The organism is Gottfriedia acidiceleris (assembly GCF_023115465.1).
In the GTDB taxonomy this organism is placed as follows: Bacteria; Bacillota; Bacilli; order Bacillales; family Bacillaceae_G; genus Gottfriedia; species Gottfriedia acidiceleris_B.
Window position 1 is genome coordinate 2877741 of sequence record NZ_CP096034.1, and the last position, 21225, is coordinate 2898965.

18 protein-coding genes and 1 pseudogene are annotated in these 21225 nt (G+C 32.7%); 4 read left to right on the top strand and 15 right to left on the bottom strand.

The window, feature by feature from the left end; all coding sequences use genetic code 11:
- Nucleotides 1-106 precede the first annotated feature (106 nt).
- The 3 genes from MY490_RS13715 to hflX form a co-directional block, all read right to left on the bottom strand.
- A complete protein-coding gene (locus tag MY490_RS13715; RefSeq protein WP_248266230.1) occupies nucleotides 107-445 on the bottom strand; it encodes a zinc ribbon domain-containing protein YjdM in 339 nt (112 codons plus the stop codon).
- Between the two features lie 243 nt (nucleotides 446-688).
- Entirely contained in the window at nucleotides 689-1960 is a 1272-nt protein-coding gene (locus MY490_RS13720) for a methionine gamma-lyase family protein (protein WP_248266231.1), read from the bottom strand.
- A 3-nt stretch (nucleotides 1961-1963) separates the two neighbouring features.
- Nucleotides 1964-3232, bottom strand: coding sequence for a GTPase HflX (hflX, locus tag MY490_RS13725; RefSeq protein ID WP_248266232.1), 1269 nt, complete (start codon nucleotides 3230-3232; stop codon nucleotides 1964-1966).
- A gap of 124 nt (nucleotides 3233-3356) precedes the next feature.
- Here hflX and MY490_RS13730 point away from each other — a divergent pair, with 124 nt between their 5' ends.
- Nucleotides 3357-4004 (top strand): trimeric intracellular cation channel family protein, encoded by a 648-nt coding sequence (locus MY490_RS13730; RefSeq protein ID WP_248266233.1) that lies wholly within the window; start codon nucleotides 3357-3359, stop codon nucleotides 4002-4004.
- Nucleotides 4005-4232: 228 nt separating this feature from the next.
- Nucleotides 4233-5189: a magnesium transporter CorA family protein gene (locus MY490_RS13735; protein ID WP_248266234.1), complete on the top strand. Its 957-nt coding sequence runs from the start codon at nucleotides 4233-4235 to the stop codon at nucleotides 5187-5189.
- 8 nt (nucleotides 5190-5197) lie between these two features.
- Here MY490_RS13735 and spoVK read toward each other — a convergent pair whose 3' ends face one another.
- Entirely contained in the window at nucleotides 5198-6145 is a 948-nt protein-coding gene (spoVK, locus tag MY490_RS13740; RefSeq protein ID WP_248266235.1) for a stage V sporulation protein K, read from the bottom strand.
- Between the two features lie 258 nt (nucleotides 6146-6403).
- Between spoVK and MY490_RS13745 the strand changes: the two genes are divergently transcribed.
- Nucleotides 6404-7393, top strand: coding sequence for a tyrosine-type recombinase/integrase (locus MY490_RS13745; RefSeq protein ID WP_248266236.1), 990 nt, complete (start codon nucleotides 6404-6406; stop codon nucleotides 7391-7393).
- Between the two features lie 47 nt (nucleotides 7394-7440).
- Here MY490_RS13745 and MY490_RS13750 read toward each other — a convergent pair whose 3' ends face one another.
- The 3 genes from MY490_RS13750 to miaA form a co-directional block, all read right to left on the bottom strand.
- Entirely contained in the window at nucleotides 7441-8067 is a 627-nt protein-coding gene (locus MY490_RS13750) for an FMN-binding negative transcriptional regulator (protein WP_248266237.1), read from the bottom strand.
- 105 nt (nucleotides 8068-8172) lie between these two features.
- Nucleotides 8173-8394 (bottom strand): RNA chaperone Hfq, encoded by a 222-nt coding sequence (hfq, locus tag MY490_RS13755; protein WP_056470298.1) that lies wholly within the window; start codon nucleotides 8392-8394, stop codon nucleotides 8173-8175.
- Between the two features lie 23 nt (nucleotides 8395-8417).
- The gene (miaA, locus tag MY490_RS13760; protein WP_432707081.1) at nucleotides 8418-9380 is read right to left on the bottom strand and encodes a tRNA (adenosine(37)-N6)-dimethylallyltransferase MiaA; all 963 of its coding nucleotides are present in this window, start codon (nucleotides 9378-9380) and stop codon (nucleotides 8418-8420) included.
- Between the two features lie 198 nt (nucleotides 9381-9578).
- Here miaA and MY490_RS13765 point away from each other — a divergent pair, with 198 nt between their 5' ends.
- Nucleotides 9579-11429, top strand: a complete 1851-nt coding sequence (locus tag MY490_RS13765) for a dihydroorotate dehydrogenase (RefSeq protein ID WP_248266238.1) — start codon at nucleotides 9579-9581, stop codon at nucleotides 11427-11429.
- A 41-nt stretch (nucleotides 11430-11470) separates the two neighbouring features.
- On the opposite strand, the pseudogene MY490_RS13770 reads toward MY490_RS13765, so the two are convergent.
- The 8 genes and pseudogenes from MY490_RS13770 to ilvA form a co-directional block, all read right to left on the bottom strand.
- Nucleotides 11471-12784 (bottom strand): annotated as a pseudogene (locus MY490_RS13770) (APC family permease).
- Between the two features lie 51 nt (nucleotides 12785-12835).
- Entirely contained in the window at nucleotides 12836-13843 is a 1008-nt protein-coding gene (gene tdcB, locus MY490_RS13775) for a bifunctional threonine ammonia-lyase/L-serine ammonia-lyase TdcB (protein ID WP_248266239.1), read from the bottom strand.
- Between the two features lie 153 nt (nucleotides 13844-13996).
- Nucleotides 13997-14959: an L-threonine 3-dehydrogenase gene (locus MY490_RS13780; protein WP_248266240.1), complete on the bottom strand. Its 963-nt coding sequence runs from the start codon at nucleotides 14957-14959 to the stop codon at nucleotides 13997-13999.
- Between the two features lie 48 nt (nucleotides 14960-15007).
- On the bottom strand, nucleotides 15008-16201 hold the full coding sequence (locus tag MY490_RS13785) for a glycine C-acetyltransferase (RefSeq protein ID WP_098233631.1): 1194 nt from the start codon (nucleotides 16199-16201) through the stop codon (nucleotides 15008-15010).
- Between the two features lie 652 nt (nucleotides 16202-16853).
- Nucleotides 16854-18044 carry an MFS transporter gene (locus MY490_RS13790; RefSeq protein ID WP_248266241.1) on the bottom strand — a complete coding sequence of 397 codons (1191 nt, stop codon included), beginning with the start codon at nucleotides 18042-18044 and terminating at the stop codon, nucleotides 16854-16856.
- A 112-nt stretch (nucleotides 18045-18156) separates the two neighbouring features.
- On the bottom strand, nucleotides 18157-19257 hold the full coding sequence (locus MY490_RS13795) for an alkene reductase (protein WP_248266242.1): 1101 nt from the start codon (nucleotides 19255-19257) through the stop codon (nucleotides 18157-18159).
- Nucleotides 19258-19333: 76 nt separating this feature from the next.
- Nucleotides 19334-19597 (bottom strand): ArsR/SmtB family transcription factor, encoded by a 264-nt coding sequence (locus MY490_RS13800; RefSeq protein ID WP_097978717.1) that lies wholly within the window; start codon nucleotides 19595-19597, stop codon nucleotides 19334-19336.
- A 294-nt stretch (nucleotides 19598-19891) separates the two neighbouring features.
- Nucleotides 19892-21151: a threonine ammonia-lyase IlvA gene (gene ilvA / locus MY490_RS13805; protein ID WP_248266243.1), complete on the bottom strand. Its 1260-nt coding sequence runs from the start codon at nucleotides 21149-21151 to the stop codon at nucleotides 19892-19894.
- Nucleotides 21152-21225: the final 74 nt, after the last annotated feature.

Genomic DNA, 21225 nt, shown 5'->3' on the forward strand with positions numbered 1-21225 from the left:
AACTATTATTTTTAGTTTCTTTCGTAAATTTAACAGATAAAACAAATGCATCTAGCCTATTGACTTGATGCATTTGTTCATTTAATAGAATTTATCAATCACGATACTACGCTTTTTTAACAAACTCAGACTTCAACTTCATGGCACCAAAACCTTCAATTTTACAATCGATATCGTGATCACCTTCAACTAAGCGAATACTTTTCACTTTTGTACCAATTTTCACGACAAGTGACGTGCCTTTTACTTTTAAATCTTTTATTACTGTAACTGAATCACCGTCATTTAAAATATTTCCGTTAGCATCTTTTACTACTTTTGTTTCGTCATACTTATGTTCTGCTTCCATTGACCATTCATATCCACATTCCGGACATATTAAAAGATTTCCATCTTCATATGTATATGCTGAATTACACTTAGGGCAATTAGGTAGATTTTCCATTGTTTTTCCTCCGCTCATTATTGAATCTATACTGTTTACTCAACTTCTATATAGTCGCATACTCCTAACCTTAATACAAGATTAGCTAACAATTATCGAATTTTAATGATAGTGTTAAGGTTAATTTAAGAATTGACCTGTAAAATATAAATATAGTTTCAACCTTCTTCATTATGAAAGTAAGTCCCCAATTATTTTCATATATAAAATAGCTCATGACTAGAGGTCATGAGCTATTTTGTTTTAAATTTCTATTAGATTTTTTTCAATTAAAGAATTAACTGCTGAACAAATTGCGATTTTCACATGAGCATAAGTTAAGCCACCTTGAACGTATGCAACATAAGGAGCTCTTATTGGACCATCTGCCGTTAATTCAATACTTGCACCTTGGATAAATGTCCCCGCTGCCATAATTACATCGTCTTCGTATCCAGGCATATAGTTTGCTGTTGGCGTAAAATGAGCATTGATTGGTGAAGCTGCTTGAATTGCCTGACAAAATGCGATCATTTTTTCTTTATCATCAAATTGAACAGATTGAATTAAGTCGGTTCTTACTGCATCCCATGAAGGGTTTGTGTTCATTCCAAGCTTTTCTAAGAATGCTGCAGTAAATAATGCTCCTTTTAATGCTTGACCAGTAATATGTGGCGCCATAAAAAATCCATGATACATATCTTGTAACGCATAAAGTGAAGCACCAGCTTCACGTCCAATTCCTGGAGATGTTAAACGATAGCCACATTTTTCGACTAAATCTTTACGTCCTACAATATAACCACCTGTTTTGGCAAGTCCACCACCAGGATTTTTAATTAATGAACCTGCCATTAAATCTGCACCTACATGGCATGGCTCAAGTTTTTCAACAAACTCACCATAGCAATTATCTACAAAAACAATGACATTTGGATCAATTTCTTTTACAAAATCAATCATCTCTTTAATTTGTTCAATTGTATATGATGGTCTTGTTCCATAACCTTTTGAACGCTGAATACCGATTACTTTCGTATTACTTGTCATTTTATTTGCTACTTTTTCATAATTGATTCGTTCATCATTTACTAATTCGATTGATTCGTATCCAATACCAAAATCTTTTAATGAGCCATTTCCACTTTCCCCACGAATCCCTACGATTTCCTCTAATGTATCGTATGGCTTCCCGGTAATATATAAAAGCTCATCCCCTGGTCTTAGTACGCCAAATAAAGCAGTTGAAATTGCATGGGTTCCAGAAATGATTTGCGGTCTTACTAAACCAGCTTCTCCTCCTAAAACATCAGCAAAAATCTCCTCTAATGTATCTCTTCCGATATCATCATAACCATAACCAGTTGTTGGGATAAAATGACTATCACTTACTTTATGCTTTCGAAAGCTTTGTAAAACTTTGTATTGGTTATACTCAATCACATCGTCAATTTCTTTATGGGCTTCTGAAATCAATTTTTCAACATCTGCCACTAATGGTGCAATTTTTTCCCCGTTTGATAAAAATTCTAGCATTGATTATTGCTCCTTATATATTCTATATCTTTTAACTGTATCATAAATTGAATGTTCTTTGAAAACGTAACCAGTAATTTGATAGATTTCTGCTTCTTCATTAAAGTTGATTGATTCAATCATCGTTAATTTTTTGATTTCATGAATCAATTTCCCTTCGTTTGCAGGTACAAATACTTCAAAATATTCCATGTATTGTTTACATTCAAATTCGATTCTTTGACGCAATTTACTTAAATCATCTTCATTTAAAGCACTCATTTCAATAAAACCATCAGATGGTGATGGTACAAAGTCCTCATGAACTTGATCTATTTTATTATAGACAGTTAAAATGGGAATATTTTCAACATCTAAATCATTCAATAATTTCGAAACTGTTACTTCATGGCTTTTATAATTTTCATGAGATGCATCGACAACATGAAGAATGAAATCCGCTTCCGTTGCTTCTTCTAGTGTTGAACGGAATGCTGCAATAAGTGAAGTTGGTAAATCCTGAATAAAACCAACCGTATCTGTTAGTAAAGTTGTCATACCATTTGATAAAACAAATTTTCTAGTTGTAGGATCTAATGTCGCAAACAGTAAATCTTGTTCATACACATCAGATTTAGTTAGTCGGTTAAATAATGTTGATTTTCCTGCATTTGTATAACCTACTAACGAAATATGAAACATTTCATTTTTCTTACGTCGCTCACGATAACGTTTACGATGTTCAACGATTATGTTTAATTGCTGTTTAATATCATCAATGCGTTTTCGTATGTGACGACGGTCAGATTCTAGTTTTGTTTCACCAGGTCCCCTTGTACCAATACCTCCACCAAGTCTTGATAACTCTGTTCCTTGGCCAACTAATCTTGGCATTAAATATTGTAATTGAGCCAATTCAACCTGTAATTTACCTTCTTTAGTTTTCGCACGCTGTGCAAATATGTCTAAAATTAATTGTGTACGGTCAATTACTCTTTTTTCTAATCTTGCAGATAAATTACGTATTTGAGATGGAGTCAGTTCATTATTAAAAATAACAACATCAGGTTCTAACTCTGCAATTGCTGCCTCTAACTCTTCTACTTTACCTGTCCCTATGTATAATGCTGGATGATATTTAGTTCTTTTTTGTGAAGTTATTAGGACTACTTCTCCATTTGCCGTTTTCGTAAGTGAAGCTAATTCTTCCAATGAATAATTAAAACGATCATCATCTACGTTTTGAAGCTGACATCCAACTAAAATGGCTTTTTCTCTCAATTCATTCGACACAAAATTCCACCTTTTCTTTAACCAATTCTAAGCAATAAATATTCTTTACTCTTAACTGTCTCTTTATTATAATGATATCTGGACTATTTTTCATCTTTTTATTGGAGGGCAGGGGAATTGCTTCTTGGAAACATGGGATTTATTTAGCATTATTGGTACTATTTCCTTTGCATTAAGTGGTGCAGTAGTTGCGATGGAAGAAGACTATGATTTATTTGGTGTCTATATTCTAGGATTTGCTACAGCCTTTGGTGGCGGTGCATTACGTAATCTATTAATAGGTTATCCAATTAACTATTTATGGAATCAAACAACTAATTTTACAATTGCGTTAGTTGCGATGACAATTATCTTTTTCTTTCCGCAATTATCAAATAAACCATTTAAAAAATTAGATATTTTATTCGATTCAATCGGTTTATCCGCTTTTGCCATTCTCGGTGCAAATTATGCCATGGAATTAAAATTACCTGTTAGCGCTGTTATTGTAGCATCTGTCTTAACTGGAATCGGTGGCGGTATCGTACGAGATCTACTTGCAAAAAGAAAACCTATGGTATTACATTCAGAAGTATATGCTTTTTGGGCAATACTTGTAGGCGTTTTAATTGGAAATAAATTTGTTGATACAAATTTTGAACTTTTATTATTATTCATTGTTATTGTTCTTCTTAGACTATTATCTGTACATTATAATTGGAGTCTACCTAAAAGATCATTTAAAGACTCTACAGTTAGTTTAAACGAATCAAGCACTCAAAAATTAAATTAATAAGTCCAATAAAAACAAACCTTTTAAAATGATGGTTTGTTTTTTTTATTATAAGACAAATAGTTGTTATATTCCCCCTCGGCTCTTTCGCTTCTTTGCAACAAACAACCTTTTCAGTCTCATTTTTTATTATCACGAAAAAACAAACCCAAAAAAGTGTTTTCTTCACATAATTTACCTATTCTTGCCAACACTATTTTAGAAATTTATTTAAAGGAGGAATTTCATTTGAAGAGATATAATATTACAAAACAGTCAGTCGAAACAATTGATGAATTTTTCCTTCCAACTAAAGATGAAATTCTTTGGTATCACTTTAATAATAAATCCTTTGATGAGTTAACTACTATTATTGAAAGTTTGAATATTCATCCTTTAGCAAAAAAGAAACTTCTACATAGTGATCATAAGCCAAGAATAAATGTCTTTAAAAACGAGGCAATCCTTTCCCTATATGCGTTATCTAAATTATTTAAACCAACAAAAATAAATATTCTAGTTTGTAGTAATTTAATTATTTCATATATAGAAGACCAGGAAATAGATTTATTTAAATATGTAACCCAGGAATTCAGTCAAAATTATATAAAAGTAGACCATGCTGGTCATGTGTTATATCAAATTTTCCATGAAGTCATTGAGAAGTTCCTGATCTCAATTGATCGGTTTGCAAATGAAATTGAAGAAATTGAACGAGACTTATTTAATGACCCATTTCGAAAGGATTTAGATCAGAAAATTTTCAATTGGAAAGTTCAACTTCAAGATTTAAGACAGCTTGTAGAACCCCAAGTAAATGTCATTACCCAAATTGTAGAAGCTGATTTTCCTTTTTTAAGTCAGGATGCAGGTTTTTATTTTAATGAGTTGAAAGAGAACTATGAACGTATTATTAATGCCCTTGATAATTTTAAAGAAAGTATGGGAGGCATTATCGAACTGCAAATGTCCTTAAAATCTGACCGGACAAATGATATTATGAAAACTTTAACACTCATAAGTGCCATTTTTTTACCGATGTCTTTTATCGCAGGATTTTATGGCATGAATTTTGCAAATATGCCTGAGTTAAAATGGAAATATGGCTATTTATATTGTATTGCCCTCAACATTTCAATTGGGATCATTATTTCAATTTATTTTTACGTTAAAGGTTGGTGGGGTAGAAAGCACCAGATAAAATAGGTAATCGTTTAATTAATCGAATCGATTTTATCTGTTGTAAATAGATCTTTTTCTTCAATCCTCATTAGTATTTCTCGATTAAATTGAGTCTCTGTTACTAATCTTGTTGCTTGTGTCCTAATCGATTTTTCAACAATATTACGGACAAATCGCCCATTGCTAAAATGAGCACGATTTTCAAGTTTTGCCTTTTGGATAAAGTCTCTTAATCGGTATTCCGCTTCTCGAGATAAAATATATTCTCGGTCAACAAACATTTTTTTTGATATATCTAGAAGCTCTTTGACAGAATAATCCTGGAATTCTAAAATGAATGGAAATCTTGATTTTAGTCCAGGATTCAAACTTAAGAAATAATCCATTTCGGTAGAATAACCTGCTAAAATTAGTACAAAGTCGCCATGTTTGTCTTCCATATGTTTAACAAGTGTATCAATCGCTTCTTTACCGAAATCTTTTTCCCCACCACGGCCAAGTGAGTAAGCCTCATCAATAAAAAGAATCCCACCATTTGCTTTTTTTACTAAATCTCTAGTTTTTTGAGCAGTGTGTCCAATATATTCTCCGACTAAATCAGCTCTTTCTGCTTCGATTAAGTGGCCTTTTGACAATACACCCATTTTCAAAAATAATTGACCAATAATCCTTGCTACAGTCGTTTTTCCAGTTCCTGGATTCCCTTTAAATAACATATGCAATACTTGTTTTTCGGCTTTTAAGTTTAATTCTTCTCTTTTTTTATTAATAAATATCCAAGCATAAATTTCATGAATCATTTTTTTTATTTCTTCCATGCCAATTAAATGTCTTAATTGATCTTCTATTTCAATTAATAACTCATGTTTAGGCTGTTTTGCTGTTTCGATACTTGGATTTGGAGAAACCTCTCCCCTTTTCACTGTATTAAGTACAACATTTATTTGGCCGTTATCTTTTAAACGAATTGGCTGCTCCAAACATGACACCTCTCTTATTCTGTCGAACATTTTTTTTTGTATTTATAGAAAGCACTCCGCGTGAAATCTAAATTCGTACGTTTTATGCGCTTTTGAAAGTATTTTACTAAATAAGTTTTTTACTATTATATGTACGAACAATTCGTTTCAAAACTTTTATTCTCCAGACTAACTGTTAAATGGATAAGATTGCTAAATTTTGCTAAATTCTATTAACTTATTTGATATAATGAGAGAAAAAGAGAAGAGTTGATAAATTTGACGATTCCAAACTTAACGACTGCTACTTTACCTGATGTCATCTTGCAATTTGCCTCTCATTTAAATAGTAAGGGAAGAAAAGAATCTACTATTAAGCGTTATTGCTATGATTTAGAAGAATGTTTCCGTTACTTTAAAAAAGTTAATGAAAGTTTTAGTACATTACAAGTTCAAGATTTTAATAATTATTTCTATTTTTTAACAGCTGAACGTGGATATAATGAGAAAACGATGCATCGAATTTATGTCGTACTAAATCAATTTTATAAATTTTTACATTCAAATAATTCTTCAATCGAGAATATCATTCCATTCACTAACTATTTAGCAGGACCTTCTCGCGCCCTTTCAACGGACGATTTTATCTCAGAAGAAGAAGAAAAAAAATTACTATCAATCGTTCAGTCCACTACAGATTTGTCTGAAAAACAGTTAAAAGCTAGATCATTTTTAATGGATCGTAACGAAATTATGATTCGTTTTATGCTGTTTTATGGACTGACTTTAAAGGAATTAATTGATTTACAAATGAGAGACATTAACTTCGCTTTAAATGAACTTGTTGTCCATAGCAAAGAAGGTACTAAAAGAACAATTATTCTCACAAAAGAAGATCGAGTACTATTATATAATTATTTTGTGACGATACCCGAGCCCGTAAGACCTCACTATCATTCAACTCATCCGCTCTTTGTTGCATTTGATTTTAACCGCATGACATTCCATTGGGTGTACGATACAGATTCACCGAAAGCACTAACTGAAATTGCATTTCAAAAAATGCTTAGGTTGGAAGTTAAAAGAGCTGGGCTTAGAAAAGGACTTTGCTCACAACATTTAAGAAACACTTTTATTCTACGGAAAATAAAAGAGGGATTATTAGTGGAAGATATTCAGCATTTAGTTGGATTGAAGACATCAGTTTCTTTAAAACGATACTTTCAATATTTTCAAGAAAATGAACGCCCAAATAAAAAGGAGTTATGATTTCTATCATCATAACTTCCTCCTTATTCTTTGTAGGTAACTTCTTTCTAAGAGCTTGTATTTAGTTTTGCTTTCATAAGTTCCGCGATTTCTTGCGAAGAATATTTTTCTTCATTTTGCAAAGCTGCAATCACTTTTTCTCTTCTTACAATCGAATGATTTTGACTTAATTTCTTTTTACCGATTAACTCTGTTACATCTATTTTTAAACAAACAATTCCTGAAAGTAATTTTTCAACATAATCTGCGTGATCTTCGTATTTCCATGGTTTTGATTGTCCTTTTTCAAAATAGTCGGTCGTTTTTAAAACAATTTGTCTCATTTCATCCTTCTTTTCAATTGTTGTTACTTTTCCATAAGCATGGATTGCTGTGTAGTTCCAAGTTGAAACTGTATTTTTTTCTTCATACCATGAAGCAGAAACGTATGCATGTGGCCCTGGAAAAATGATTAAACATTCTTTTCCGTCGATCGTTTTCCATTGAGGATTTGGCTTAGCTAAATGTGTAATGATCATTATATTCTCTTTGGCTTCTTGTATGATAAATGGTAAATGAGTTGCTTCTATTTTTGCCTCGTCATTATTTGATAATAATATTCCGAAGTTATTTTTCTTCATTTCGTCTATTAATCGATTTAAATCTGTTTCTTTAAATTCTTTTGGGACATACATTTGATTTCCTCCCTTTAGTTTACATAATATAATTATCTTCTTAATTTATAACATAATAAAAAAAGAACATTGACCATAAGATCAATGCTCTTTTTTCAATTTATTTTACATTTCAATTTGTACATTTTTAGATGGTACAAACGTTGAAATTGCATGTTTATATATTAATTGTTGTTTACCTTCAACATCTAACAATACCGTAAAGTTATCAAAGCTTTTTACTTTACCTTTGATTTGAAATCCATTTAGCAAAAATACTGTAACCGCTAGATTGTCTTTACGTAATTGGTTTAAGAACTGATCTTGAATGTTGATTGATGTTTTCATGTCCTTTTCCTCCTCTTCTACCTCTACATATATTTATTCGAGATGAAATAGCCCTTTCCTTCAAGTATAGCTAAAATTTCCAGTTTTTTTATATCAAAATTATGTCCATCCATATCAAACCACTGGATGTTCATTTTATTTCTAAACCACGTCATTTGCCTTTTTGCATACCTTCTTGAGCTTTGTTTAATTAGATCAATTGCTTCCTCTTTTGTTAAGATTCCATCAAAATAATCGTAAAGCTCTTTATAGCCAATCGCTTGCACAGATTGACAATTTCGAATACCTTTGTCGTAGAGCATTTTTGCTTCATCTACTAGTCCTTCTTCCAACATTAGATCAACTCGTAAATTAATTCGATTGTATAGTAGCTCTCTTTCCATCGATAATCCGATTATTTCTGCATCATATAAATACTCTGGCTCTTTTTTAAATGCGGTCTCTGAAAATTTTTGTCCCGTTAGTTTGAAAACTTCAATTGCACGGATTACTCTTCTGACATTATTCATATGTATTTGCTTTGCACTTTCTGGATCAATTTCTTTTAATTGATCATGTAATGCTTTATTCCCAGAAGCCATCGCAAAACCCTCTAATTGGTTTCTTAAAAGCTCATCACCTTCTTGCTCAGCAAATTCATATTTAGTTAATACACTTTGGATATATAATCCAGTACCACCAACAATAATTGGAATTTTCCCTCGATTAGCTATTTCTTTAATCTTCTCTCTAGCTAAAGTTTGAAAATCAGCAACTGTAAACGAATCTTTTGGATCAAGGAAATCAATTAAATGATGCGGAATTCCTTCCATTTCTTCTTCTGTAATTTTAGCTGCTCCAATATTTAATTCCTTATAAACTTGAGTTGCATCACCATTAATGATTTCTCCATCAACAGCTTTTGCAAGTTCAATACTTAGTTTTGTTTTCCCTACTGCTGTAGGACCAACGATGACTATCACTTTTTGCATATTTACCATTGTAATCACATATACGCCTTTCTATACAACCTTTTCCTTACTTGTCTTACTAATTTTGAAAGTAGATAACTCTTTTTATTTATACCATATTTATACAAAAATTCCAATGCGTTGTGAACTGATTCACAATATTAAAAGAAAGTGTTTTCATTTTATATTTGTCAAAGTAAACTAGAAGTAATCTGAAAAAAATGAGGTTATGCTATGCCTGATTGGTCTTATCATACAATTTTTAAACCATTGCTCTCAAGGCTTCCTTCAAGAGTTTCAAGAGAATTCATTCATGGTAGTATGAATAGAATCTCTACTATACCATTTGGTCCGAATCTAATCGAATTTCTAGGTCATTTAAACAATGATAGTTCCCTTGAAAATGAGATTCATCATTTGACAATAAAAAATCAAATTGGATTGGCCTCTAAAATTGACCCCTATCTATCTGGCACAAATGCTTTTATGAATTTAGGATTTGGTGTAATTGAAATTGGACCTATTTCGATAAACGACACTTTTATAAGCAAAAGTCCGCTCATTGATTTAAAACATAATCAATTAATCGGAACAGAGGAAAATAAAGTATTAACGGTAGAACAAACCATTCAAAAACTTTCAAAAATACATAAGAAGATTCCCATTTTTGCTAGAATAGTTGGGAGTTTTGATGAATTTAAACTGATTGAATCAAGGCTTTCTAATTTTGTTGATCTATTCATATTAGATTTTAATTTGGCCAGGAATTTAGCAGAAAATAATTTGGCTTCTACTAAACCTATTTGTCTATCAATTTGCCCAAATGAAATAGATGTTTTTCTTAAACAAGAAAATTACCCATTCCATTCAATTTTGATTGAAGAATTTCCAAATACAACTGATTTAGAGCAAAAAAATAACTTAATAAATACAATTCAAAAGTTAAAATCAAAACAACTAGAGAAACCAATTTTTACAAAAGGCGGAGTGGTTGAACCGATTGATGCTATTGAATTAATCGATACTGGAGCATCATTAATATTTTTGACTCATGGATATGTACTCAGTGGTCCTGGTTTACCGAAACGCATCAATGAAGCGATAAAGTATAGAAGAAAAAAAGCGAAGCCTAGTTTAAATGACGGTTGGAGATGGTACTTTTTATTTGGCCTTTTCATGTTTATTGGCGGATTACTTGCTCTATATATTAGTTTAACTTCCATTGTCCTTCCATATGATGAGCATTTTTTAACGATTGATCGTCAATTTATTTTACAATTTAATGATCGAATTCTCCCATTTATGTCACATGATCGGATGACACTTTCTGGGACGATTATGTCGGGTGGAATATTGTTCATGTCATTAGCCAGAAATGGAGTTAAACATCATTTTCATTGGGCAAAAAAAGCAATTGACACAAGTGCGTTCATAGGTTTTTTAGCAATATTCTTATTTATAGGATATGGTTACTTTGACTGGTTACACGTTTTATTTTGGGTCGTTTTATTAATACCATTCTTAATTGGTTTCTTTAAAACAAGAGGAATAAATAGAAGTCCAGAATCTGAAAATTTAACAAATAACAGCGTTTGGAAACTTAGTTTAATAGGTCAATTATTTTTTATTATACTAGGATTTTCGATTCTAATCGGGGGGTGTATTATTTCCTTTGTGGGTGTCACTACTACCTTTGTTAAAACAGATTTAAATTATTTATGTTTAACGCCTTCTGAGTTGGATGCATTTAATCAACACTTAATACCTGTTATCTCACATGATCGCGCCGGTTTTGGAGGTGGGTTAGTAAGTGTCGGTTTACTAGTACTCATGATTTCATTATGGGGCTTCCGACAAAATCAAAAATGGATCTGGTGGACTTTATTGTTCGGAAGCTTACCTGCGTTTATAACTGCGTTTGCAGTCCATTTTATGATTGATTATACAGATTTTTATCATCTATTACCACCAATCATTGCCAGTTTGTTTTTATTGATTGGAGTCATTACATCTTATAAATTTTTGAACTTTACTAAGAAGGATTCGAACGAAAACAATTTTCCTAAACTAAACAACCAGATATAAATTCAATAAGCAGACTAAAAGGTAGGAGGCATCCTACCTTTTTAGTCATCTACTACAACATGTTTTTTCGGTAACATGAAATAAACGGGAAGTCCAATTATTGTTAAACCAATTCCCCAAAATGCTAAAATAGGTTGCGTCATAAGTGTATTAACGACGATAAAGACTCCCCCAATTATTGCGATTGAGAGAACTAATGGTAAAAAAGGTACCCTATATGGCCTTTTCAGATTTGGTTCCCGTTTTCTTAAAATATAAACCGCAATAAATGTTAAAGTATAGAAAATCCAAATGACAAATACTAACATATCAGTTAATAAGTCAAATCCACCTATAAACATCATAAATATGGCAACTATTAGGATAAATAGACCAGAATTATATGGCACTCCAGTTTTAGATAATTTACCAAACCAACTACTAAAAGGAAGTTTTTGTTCTTTAGCCATTACATATGGGACCCTCATACCTGTCATTGTATAGCCATTAATTGTACCAAATACTGAAATCAAAATTCCGATCGAGACGAGTTTCCCTCCAAAATTACCGAATAGAACTTTCGAAACTTCAGTAGCAGGTGTGGATGTACCAGCTAATTGCGCTGCGGTTAATACAAATAAAAATGATATATTAATCAAAAGATATACCGCCATTACAGCTGCTAAACCAAATACGATTGCTTTTGGCAAATCATTTTTAGGATTTTTCATTTCGCCGGCAATATTTCCAACAAGTATCCAACCGTCATACGCAAACATCGTAGCAAGTAAAGCTGAACCAAGTGCTGGCAAAAAACTTCGATCAGTTCCTACCTCAATTGGAAAAAGCTGAAAAGTCACATTTCCTTCATGTAATAACCCAAATATTATTAAAATCGCCTAAGGTATTAGTTTACAAAATGTAAAAAGCGATTGAATACTACCAGCAGTTTTTGCTCCTAAAAAATTCATTAATGTGATAAAAATTGCAGTAACTACAGCAATAATCGTTACAGTGAACTTATTAGAACTGGCAGGAACCCCAAAAATGGAAACTGCTTGCGTACCAAATATAATCGAAAGCGCAGCAATATTAGCTGGAAAATAGATAATCGTTTGTGCCCAACCAAGTAAATAAGCTGTCAGATCTCCATATGTATGCTTTAAATAGGCAACCATTCCTCCTGTTTTTGGTATGGCTGCGGCAAGCTCAGCACCAGATAAGCCAGCACAAATTGTAATGATGCCTCCAATAATCCATGCTAATAAACCTAAGCTTGCAGATCCAGTTGCCCCGTATACAGCAGTGGCTTTAAAGAAAACACCACCACCAATTACAGTACCAATTACAGTAGTTAAAGCTGCAATAAACCCCATTTCTCTTCTTAGTTTATTTTCCGACAATAGGATCACCCATTCTTAAAAAAATCACTTTACTTCATTTCCAAAGAAATGTTCACAAACACTGGAAATTCTCTCTAGGTCAACATTACCACCCGATATGATTGCTACTACTTTTTTATCTTTTATGTATTTTGAAGCCTTACCTGATAAAATTGCTGCTGTTGCTAGGGCACCTGATCCTTCTACAACTGCTTTACCTCTTTGTAGTAAATCCTTCATTGCAACTTCTATTTCATCCTCACTCACTAGGATGATTTCGGTTACTAATTCCTTTACAATTTCATATGTTAATTTTCCTGGTACCTTAACAGAACAACCATCGGCTATTGTAGGAGCAATATAGTTACTCACTATTTCTCCGGCGTCTATTGATGCTTTCATGCCATGTACATTCTCTGCTTGAACACCAATAATGTCTATTGTAGGGTTAAATGATTTCAAAGCGACTGCAATTCCCGAAATTAGTCCACCACCACCAATTGGAACAATTATTGTATCAACATCCCAGAGATCATCTAAAATTTCAATACCGATAGTCCCTTGGCCAGCCATAATGTAAATATCATCGTATGGATGAATGAATGTTTCGCCAGTTTCTTCTCGTACTTTTGCACAATAGTCTTTCGCATCATCAAATGTATCACCGTGTAAAATGATATTTGAACCATAGCCTTCTGTTGCTTCAACCTTTGCTTTTGGTGCAGTTGAAGGCATGATGATTTTACTCTTAATATGCAGTAGCTTTGATGATAAAGCGACACCTTGTGCATGATTACCAGCTGAACATGCGATAATTCCTTTTTTTCTTTCTTCCTCAGTTAAATGAGAAATTTTATTAAATGCGCCTCGAAATTTAAATGAGCCTGTTAATTGCATATTTTCAAGTTTTAAATAAATTTCTCCTTCTGACTTTGAAGTTAAATAAAATGACTTTACTAAAGGTGTTTTTCGAACTTTACCTTCTAAAAGTTCATATGCCGTTTTAATCTCTTTAATCGTTAATGGTAATCCCTTATGATCTAAATTATTCATCTTCTAGCTTCCTTTTTATCAGCATTTTAATTTATCATTCTTTCTTGATACATGTTAAGTTTGTGTCAAAGTACGAAACAAAATACCAAAAACAGGAATTAGTAAAGGAAGAGAAAATAAAAAGAAGGCGACAATTGTCTCCTTCTTTTTAAATTAAGCTTGAGTTACGTTTAACTTTGCAGCTAATTTGTTTAACATATCTTCAGACATACGATCTAAATCAAATTTTGGATCGAAGCCCCACTCTTCTTTTGCAGCAGAGCTGTCAATTGAATTTGGCCATGAATTAGCAATTCCTTGACGAATAGGGTCAATGTCGAAATCTAATGTAAATTCAGGGATGAATTTACGAATTGATGCCGCAATTTGAGTTGGTTCAAATGACATCGCTGAAATATTAAATGCATTACGATGTTTAAGTTTTGATGGATCTGCTTCCATTAACTTAATAATAGCATCAATTGCATCAGGCATATACATCATATCCATGTAAGTTCCTTCACCGATAAATGAAGTATATTTCTTATTTTTTAATGCTTCATAATAAATATCAACAGCATAATCAGTAGTACCTCCACCAGGCACTGTATCATAAGAGATTAAGCCTGGGAAACGTACACCGCGAGTATCTACACCAAATTTTTCATAGTAGTAATCACATAATAATTCTCCAGCTACTTTTGTAACACCATACATTGTAGTAGGGCGTTGGATTGTATCTTGTGGTGTGTTATCCTTTGGTGTTGCTGGTCCAAATGCACCAATTGAACTTGGAGTAAAGAATTTTAAGCTTAATTCTCTGGCTACTTCAAGAGCATTCACTAATCCACCCATATTTAAGTCCCAAGCTAATGTAGGTTTTGCTTCTGCAACTGCTGATAAAAGAGCAGCTAAATGAATGAAGGTATCAACTTCATACTTTTTAGCAATCTCTAGCATTTTTTCTTTATCCATTACGTCTAAAATTTCAAAATGACCAGTTTCTAAAATTGGACTTCCTTCAAGACGGCGAATATCTGTCGCAACAACATTTTCATTACCGTATTCATTTCTAAGACGCATAGTTAATTCTGAACCGATTTGTCCAAAACAACCAGTTATTAATATTTTCTTCATTCCTTAGTCCACCTTATAGTAATAAAATATCGAAATTAATAGATTAAATTATTTAATAACGTTTAATTCGCGACCAACTTTTTCATAAATAGCTAAAACTTCATCTAGCATTTCTTTAGTATGCGCAGCTGTTGGCATATTACGAATACGACCAGTTCCAAGTGGTACTGTTGGGAATACGATTGACTTCGCATAAACTCCCTCTTCGTATAAACGTTTAGAAAATTCTTGTGTAAGATTTTCGTCACCGATAATACATGGTGTAATTGGTGTTTCAGACTCACCAATATTAAAACCAAGTTTTGATAAACCAGCTTTTAAGTAATCACCATTTTCCCAAAGCTTTTCGATTTTTTCTGGTTCTTCAGACATAATACGAATTGCTTCAATACATGCAGCAGCATTTGCTGGTGTTAAAGAAGTAGAAAATAAGAACGGACGTGCACGAACTTTTAACCAATCGATTAATTGTTGTGAACCAGCTACATATCCACCTACAACGCCAACTGCTTTAGAAAGTGTACCGATTTGGAAATCAATTTTATCTGATAATCCAAAATGCTTAACAGTTCCAGCTCCTTTACCCATAACGCCAGAACCATGAGCATCATCGATATATGTAATTAAGCCAAATTCTTCTGCAATTTTTACGATATCAGGAATATTTGCTACATCTCCATCCATAGAGAAAACACCATCTGCAATATACATAACTTTCTCGTATAAACCACAAGTTGTAGCTTCTTTTGCTTTTTCACGTAAATCATCCATATCTTGGTGCTTTACACGAATAATTTTTGCCCCAGAAAGTCTGCAACCATCGATAATTGAAGCATGGTTTAATTCATCAGATAGAATTGCATCTTTTTTTGTCATGACCGCTGAAATAGCACCCATATTACAGTTAAAACCAGATTGGAATGCAATAGCAGCCTCTGTATGTTTAAATTCAGCAATCGCTTTTTCAAGTTGATCGTGGATATCCATCGTACCATTAATCGTACGTACCGCTCCTGCACCAACTCCATATTTTTCAGTCGCTTCAATAGCAGCTTGTTTTAAACGAGGATGAGTCGCAAAACCAAGATAGTTATTTGAAGATAAATTTATAAATTGTTTACCACTAATTTGAATAGTAGCTTCGTTAGAACCTTCTAAAGAGTTAATCTCATTATAGAGCCCTTTCTCTTTTAACTCAGCTAATTGTGGAGTTAAAAATGCTTCTAATGTCTTGCTTGACATAAATACCAGCTCCTTAATTAAGTTTATTTATCTAAAAGGAGTAAGCCCCCATTTTATATCTATTATTTATTATTAAATAAATATAAAAAATTATCGTTTTATTATTTTCCATTTTTGTAAAAGAAAATTTTTTATGTATTGTTTAGGCTTTCCGAATTCAATTATAAATCGGTTACATTGCATTAGGAATACTTTTATTCAAAATTTATTCGAAAAAGGTTGAATTTAAATTATTATAAAAATTCATATAATTCCAATATTATTCAATTTGTTTTTTTTAGTAAAACATCTAGTGGTTAAAAAGGGGGTGAAGGAGAATCATGTCGATTTAAGTTGGGCTGTAAATAAATAGTTGAGAAGTACAAATAAATGATGAATTCCTACAAATAAACAATGAACTGCAAATAATTTTCGAAAAACTCAATTAAAATTTTCAAAACCACAATTTGCTCTCATCCTTACTAAAACCTATAAAAAATTTCTTATTCTCTCTAAAAAAGCTCCACTAAAACACTCATTCATTCTATTTTATAAATAAAAATAGGGCGGTCATTAGTCAATTAAACCGACACATAAGACAGCCCCATAAAATATAATTTATTTTTTCACAAAACTAAGTAATAAAATTTGTTTCAATTATAAATTAGTCCATTTAGGCTCTAATTTGTGTGCCAACGCCCTGTCTAACTTTCTTTTCATTCATTAAATAACGTGATAATCCAAATGTTATGATTAAAGAAACAAAAACAGGAATTGAACCCATCCATGTAATTGAACGGATTGACAATTGACTGACTGCAAGCCCTCCGATTGCTGCACCAAACGCAAAGCCCAATTGCATCATAGACTGATTTAAACCTAATAAAACATCAGATGATTTAGGAGAAATTGTTGCTAAGTTAAATTGTTGTGTAGCACCAGATGACCAACCAGAAAAAGACCATAATGTAAGGATAATAATCACTGTATTGATTGAACTAGAGATGAGAGATAATAATAAAATCGATAAAATATTAAGTACTAGTCCTCGTTTTAAAGTAAGCGAAATTCCCCACTTGTCTGCACTGAATCCCCCGAATTTAGATCCAAATAAACTTGCTATACCAAGTATTAGAAGAGCAAAACTTAATACGTGATCGCTCATTTTAGTAGTTTGAATAAGGTACGGTGATAAATAAGTAAACACGATTCCATATCCACTCATTAAGAAAAAAGTAATCGATAAAGCTAATGCAATTTTTGGTTGTTTAATCAGTGAAATTTGTTGCAATAATGGAATCGGTTGATCACCCATTGTTTGTGGTATTGTCTTAACGATAACTGCTAAAGAGATTAAAACGAATATGGCAACTCCAAGAAAGACGAATCTCCAATCATAAACAGCTGCTATAAATCTGCCAATTGGGACACCTATGATCAGTGAAGCAGTAAATCCCATGACAACAGTGGCAATTGAACTTGCCTTTCTATCTGCTGGAGCAATCTTTGCAGCCAAGCTAAGTACTGTTACAACAGTAACTCCCGCACTTAACGCCATTATAATGCGTGCAACCATAAACAAACCGTAACCAGGTGCAATTACTGCTAATAAATTTCCTAAAATAAATACGCTTAAAGAAAATAAAAGTAATTTTCGGCGTTCCATTTTGGCTAATAGGGCCATTAATATCGGTGTACCGATCGCATAAATCAATGAATACACCGTAATTAGTTGCCCTGCGGCCTCGATCGAAATACCTAATTCAACGGCCATTTTATCTAAGATTCCAGAAATAACATATTGTGAAGTTCCTACTAAAAAACTTATCATTGCTAAAATATAAATTTTCCCTTTATTTGTCATAAAATAATTCCTTTCAACATAATTATATATTTCTATAAACACCGAAATATAAAACTTTAGAGAAGGAAGCCAATTGATTAGCTTCCTTCCTACTATCTATTCATATCAAAGCTTAGATTAGAACATTTAGATGCTTTTTAACATCATATTCTTCAATTGCTTCACCATTTTTTAAACGGTGTAAAAGATCTGGATTCGAAATTAGAGGACGCCCAAACGCAGCAACATCAATTGTTCCTTCATTGATAGCTTTTTCTGCCATTTCAGGATTTAACGTACCTACTCCCACAATAATGCCATCCCAGTATTTTCTAACAAGTTGATGCATCGTTTTACCATCTGCAAGTATGCGATCAAATTGCATAATCGAAGGATGTAATAAAGTTGCACCTACTTCTTTAAATGCTTCAATAAATGTACGAATTGCATAATCTGGATCTTCCCACATATAGCCCGGAATATCAGCTTTATGTGCAGAAAATCGAATCATCGTTCTTTCAGTTCCTATGGCTTCGATAACTGCTTTTATTACTTCTTTCATGAAAGTTAATCTTTGTGGAAGCTCACCACCGTATTGATCTGTACGATGATTTGTAACATCTGAATTAAACTGATCGATTAAGTATCCATGTGCAGCATGAATTTCGACTCCATCAAAACCAGCTTCAATCGCATTTTTAGCTGCTTGAGCATATTGATTGATTACTTCTTTAATATCCTCGGTAGTCATTTCTTCTGGTATGTCATATGGTTTACGAAAACGAGAAACTAATCCCTCTGCAGGAATCGCTGAAGGTGCTTGTGGTGGCATATTTCCAGCAAGTTCGTGATGAGATAATCGGCCTACGTGCCATATTTGAGAAATCATTGTGCCACCCTCTTTATGAACAGCATCAGTTACCTTTTTCCAAGCTTTAACTTGATCCTCAGAATAAATACCCGGAATACCTGGGTAACCTTTTCCACGCGGACTAATTACTGTTCCTTCAGAAATAATCAAACCTACACCATCTGCAGCTCGTTTACGATAATATTCGACTATATCTTCTCCAACTACACCTGTTTGATCATCTGCAAAACTTCTTGTTAATGGTGCCATTACAGTACGACTACGTAAATTCCAAGCACCTATTTTTACTGGTTCAAAAAGCTTACTTGCTAGACCATTTTCTAATTTTCCCCAACTAGTTTCATCTTTGCTTACTAAACTCATATTCTCAATTCCCCCTTAAATTATTCGGTATTTCTACAAATACTGAAATATAAACTAAAATTATACCGCTTTATTTTTAAAGTAAAGCGGGTGCATATTTTTCCAAAACTTCTCGTTGTAAACTATAGTATCTGAAGGTTCCTTCTTTGCGAACTGTTAGCAAGCCGCAATCAAGTAATGGTTTTAAATGATGTGTCAATGTAGAATTGGCCGAGATCTTTATTTGATTTTTCATTTCTGAACAAGCTAATTCAGATTGCTTAGCCAGTACTTTAACAATTTGTAAACGAGTGGATTCTCCTAATGCTTTATAAACTTTTACTGCAATATCATCGTTCACCACTTTAACCTCCTCTCATTGCCTAATACTTATTTCAGTATTTATAGAAATATTGTATTTCAACTAATTTATGATGTCAAGAGTCAAGATTCAATCTAATAAAAAAAAATTTCGCTAATAAAATAGTTGGACTTGTTCACTTAATTTTAGAGTGTTGATTTTTTTAGAGGAAGACGATTTTAAGAAATAAGTACTTTATTCATTAACTATATATTCCACTTGTATAGTGTATTTTGCGAGAAATCAAAAACCCCACAAGGGAATTAATTACCTTGTGGGGTTTTTCACTTTCTACTAGATGAGTAGATTAAACAATGTTGGGTTATTGTTTATTTCCATGAATTGAATTTCATGACAATTCATTCGCTCAATCAATGCTTTGTAATCGGATTTATTGGCCAATTCTATTCCAACTAATGCTGGCCCATTGTCCTTATTGTTTTTCTTTGTGTATTCAAACCTCGTAATGTCATCGTTTGGTCCAAGTACTTTATCAAGAAATTCACGTAATGCGCCAGATCGTTGTGGGAAGTTGATGATGAAATAATGTTTTAGTCCTTCATGAATTAAAGACCTTTCTTTTATTTCTTGAAGTCGGTCAATATCATTATTTCCACCAGATACGATACAAACGACATTCTTTCCTTTTATTTCATCCTTAAATAATTCTAAAGCTGATACAGACATAGCTCCAGCGGGCTCTGCAATGATTGCATTTTTATTATAAAGCTCTAAAATCGTTGTACAAATCTCACCTTCTGGAATAGCGACAACTTGGTCAAGTACTTCTCTACAGATTTCATATGTTAAATAACCAACTTGGCCAACCGCTGCTCCATCCACAAACTTTTCAATGAAAGGTAAAGTTACAACTTTTCCATTTGCAATCGATTCGGCCATTGAAGCAGCACCCATCGGCTCTACTCCAATTACCTTAGTTGAAGGACTAATTCCTTTTATGTATGTTCCAACTCCAGAGCTTAATCCACCTCCGCCGATTGCTACGAAAAGATAATCTACTGGACGGTCAATTTCATTTAATATTTCAACTGCAACTGTACCTTGTCCTGCAATTACATCTTGATCATCAAATGGATGAATAAATGTCATTTGATTTTCATTGCAATAAGCTTGGGCATTTTGATGAGCAATATCAAAGGTGTCACCGATTAATATAACTTCAACAAATGGTCCACCAAAGAATTTCACTTGAGATACTTTTTGATTCGGCGTTGTTGATGGCATAAATATTTTCGCATACACCTGCAAATGATTACATGTATATGCTACACCTTGGGCATGATTGCCTGCACTTGCACATACAACCCCTTTTTGTCTTTCTTCATAAGACAAGTTGCTAATTTTGTAATATGCTCCTCTAAGCTTAAATGAGCGGATTATTTGTAAATCCTCTCGCTTTAAAAATACGTTACAATCATATTTTTCACTAAGCATTGTACTAATCTGCAAAGGTGTTTTATTCGTAACTTCTTTTAACATATTATAGGCAACTAAAATATCCTCAATCTTAACAGTACTTTTTACTTTCTCCATATAACTACCTACCCTTTGCATTTTTTTATATAGATTCCATTATAGTAAAAGTTAATTAATAAATAAACAGAAAA

What these genes read in the sequence shown, in the direction of transcription:
- MY490_RS13715 (WP_248266230.1), bottom strand. Translation starts at nt 445, where the DNA reads ATGGAAAATCTACCTAATTGCCCTAAGTGTAATTCAGCATATACATAT.
- MY490_RS13720 (WP_248266231.1), bottom strand. Translation starts at nt 1,960, where the DNA reads ATGCTAGAATTTTTATCAAACGGGGAAAAAATTGCACCATTAGTGGCA.
- MY490_RS13750 (WP_248266237.1), bottom strand. Translation starts at nt 8,067, where the DNA reads ATGTATGTCCCAAAAGAATTTAAAGAAACAGATTTAAATCGATTAATA.
- hfq (WP_056470298.1), bottom strand. Translation starts at nt 8,394, where the DNA reads ATGAAAACATCAATCAACATTCAAGATCAGTTCTTAAACCAATTACGT.
- MY490_RS13765 (WP_248266238.1), top strand. Translation starts at nt 9,579, where the DNA reads ATGCCTGATTGGTCTTATCATACAATTTTTAAACCATTGCTCTCAAGG.
- tdcB (WP_248266239.1), bottom strand. Translation starts at nt 13,843, where the DNA reads ATGAATAATTTAGATCATAAGGGATTACCATTAACGATTAAAGAGATT.
- MY490_RS13780 (WP_248266240.1), bottom strand. Translation starts at nt 14,959, where the DNA reads ATGAAGAAAATATTAATAACTGGTTGTTTTGGACAAATCGGTTCAGAA.
- MY490_RS13785 (WP_098233631.1), bottom strand. Translation starts at nt 16,201, where the DNA reads ATGTCAAGCAAGACATTAGAAGCATTTTTAACTCCACAATTAGCTGAG.
- MY490_RS13790 (WP_248266241.1), bottom strand. Translation starts at nt 18,044, where the DNA reads ATGACAAATAAAGGGAAAATTTATATTTTAGCAATGATAAGTTTTTTA.
- MY490_RS13795 (WP_248266242.1), bottom strand. Translation starts at nt 19,257, where the DNA reads ATGAGTTTAGTAAGCAAAGATGAAACTAGTTGGGGAAAATTAGAAAAT.
- ilvA (WP_248266243.1), bottom strand. Translation starts at nt 21,151, where the DNA reads ATGGAGAAAGTAAAAAGTACTGTTAAGATTGAGGATATTTTAGTTGCC.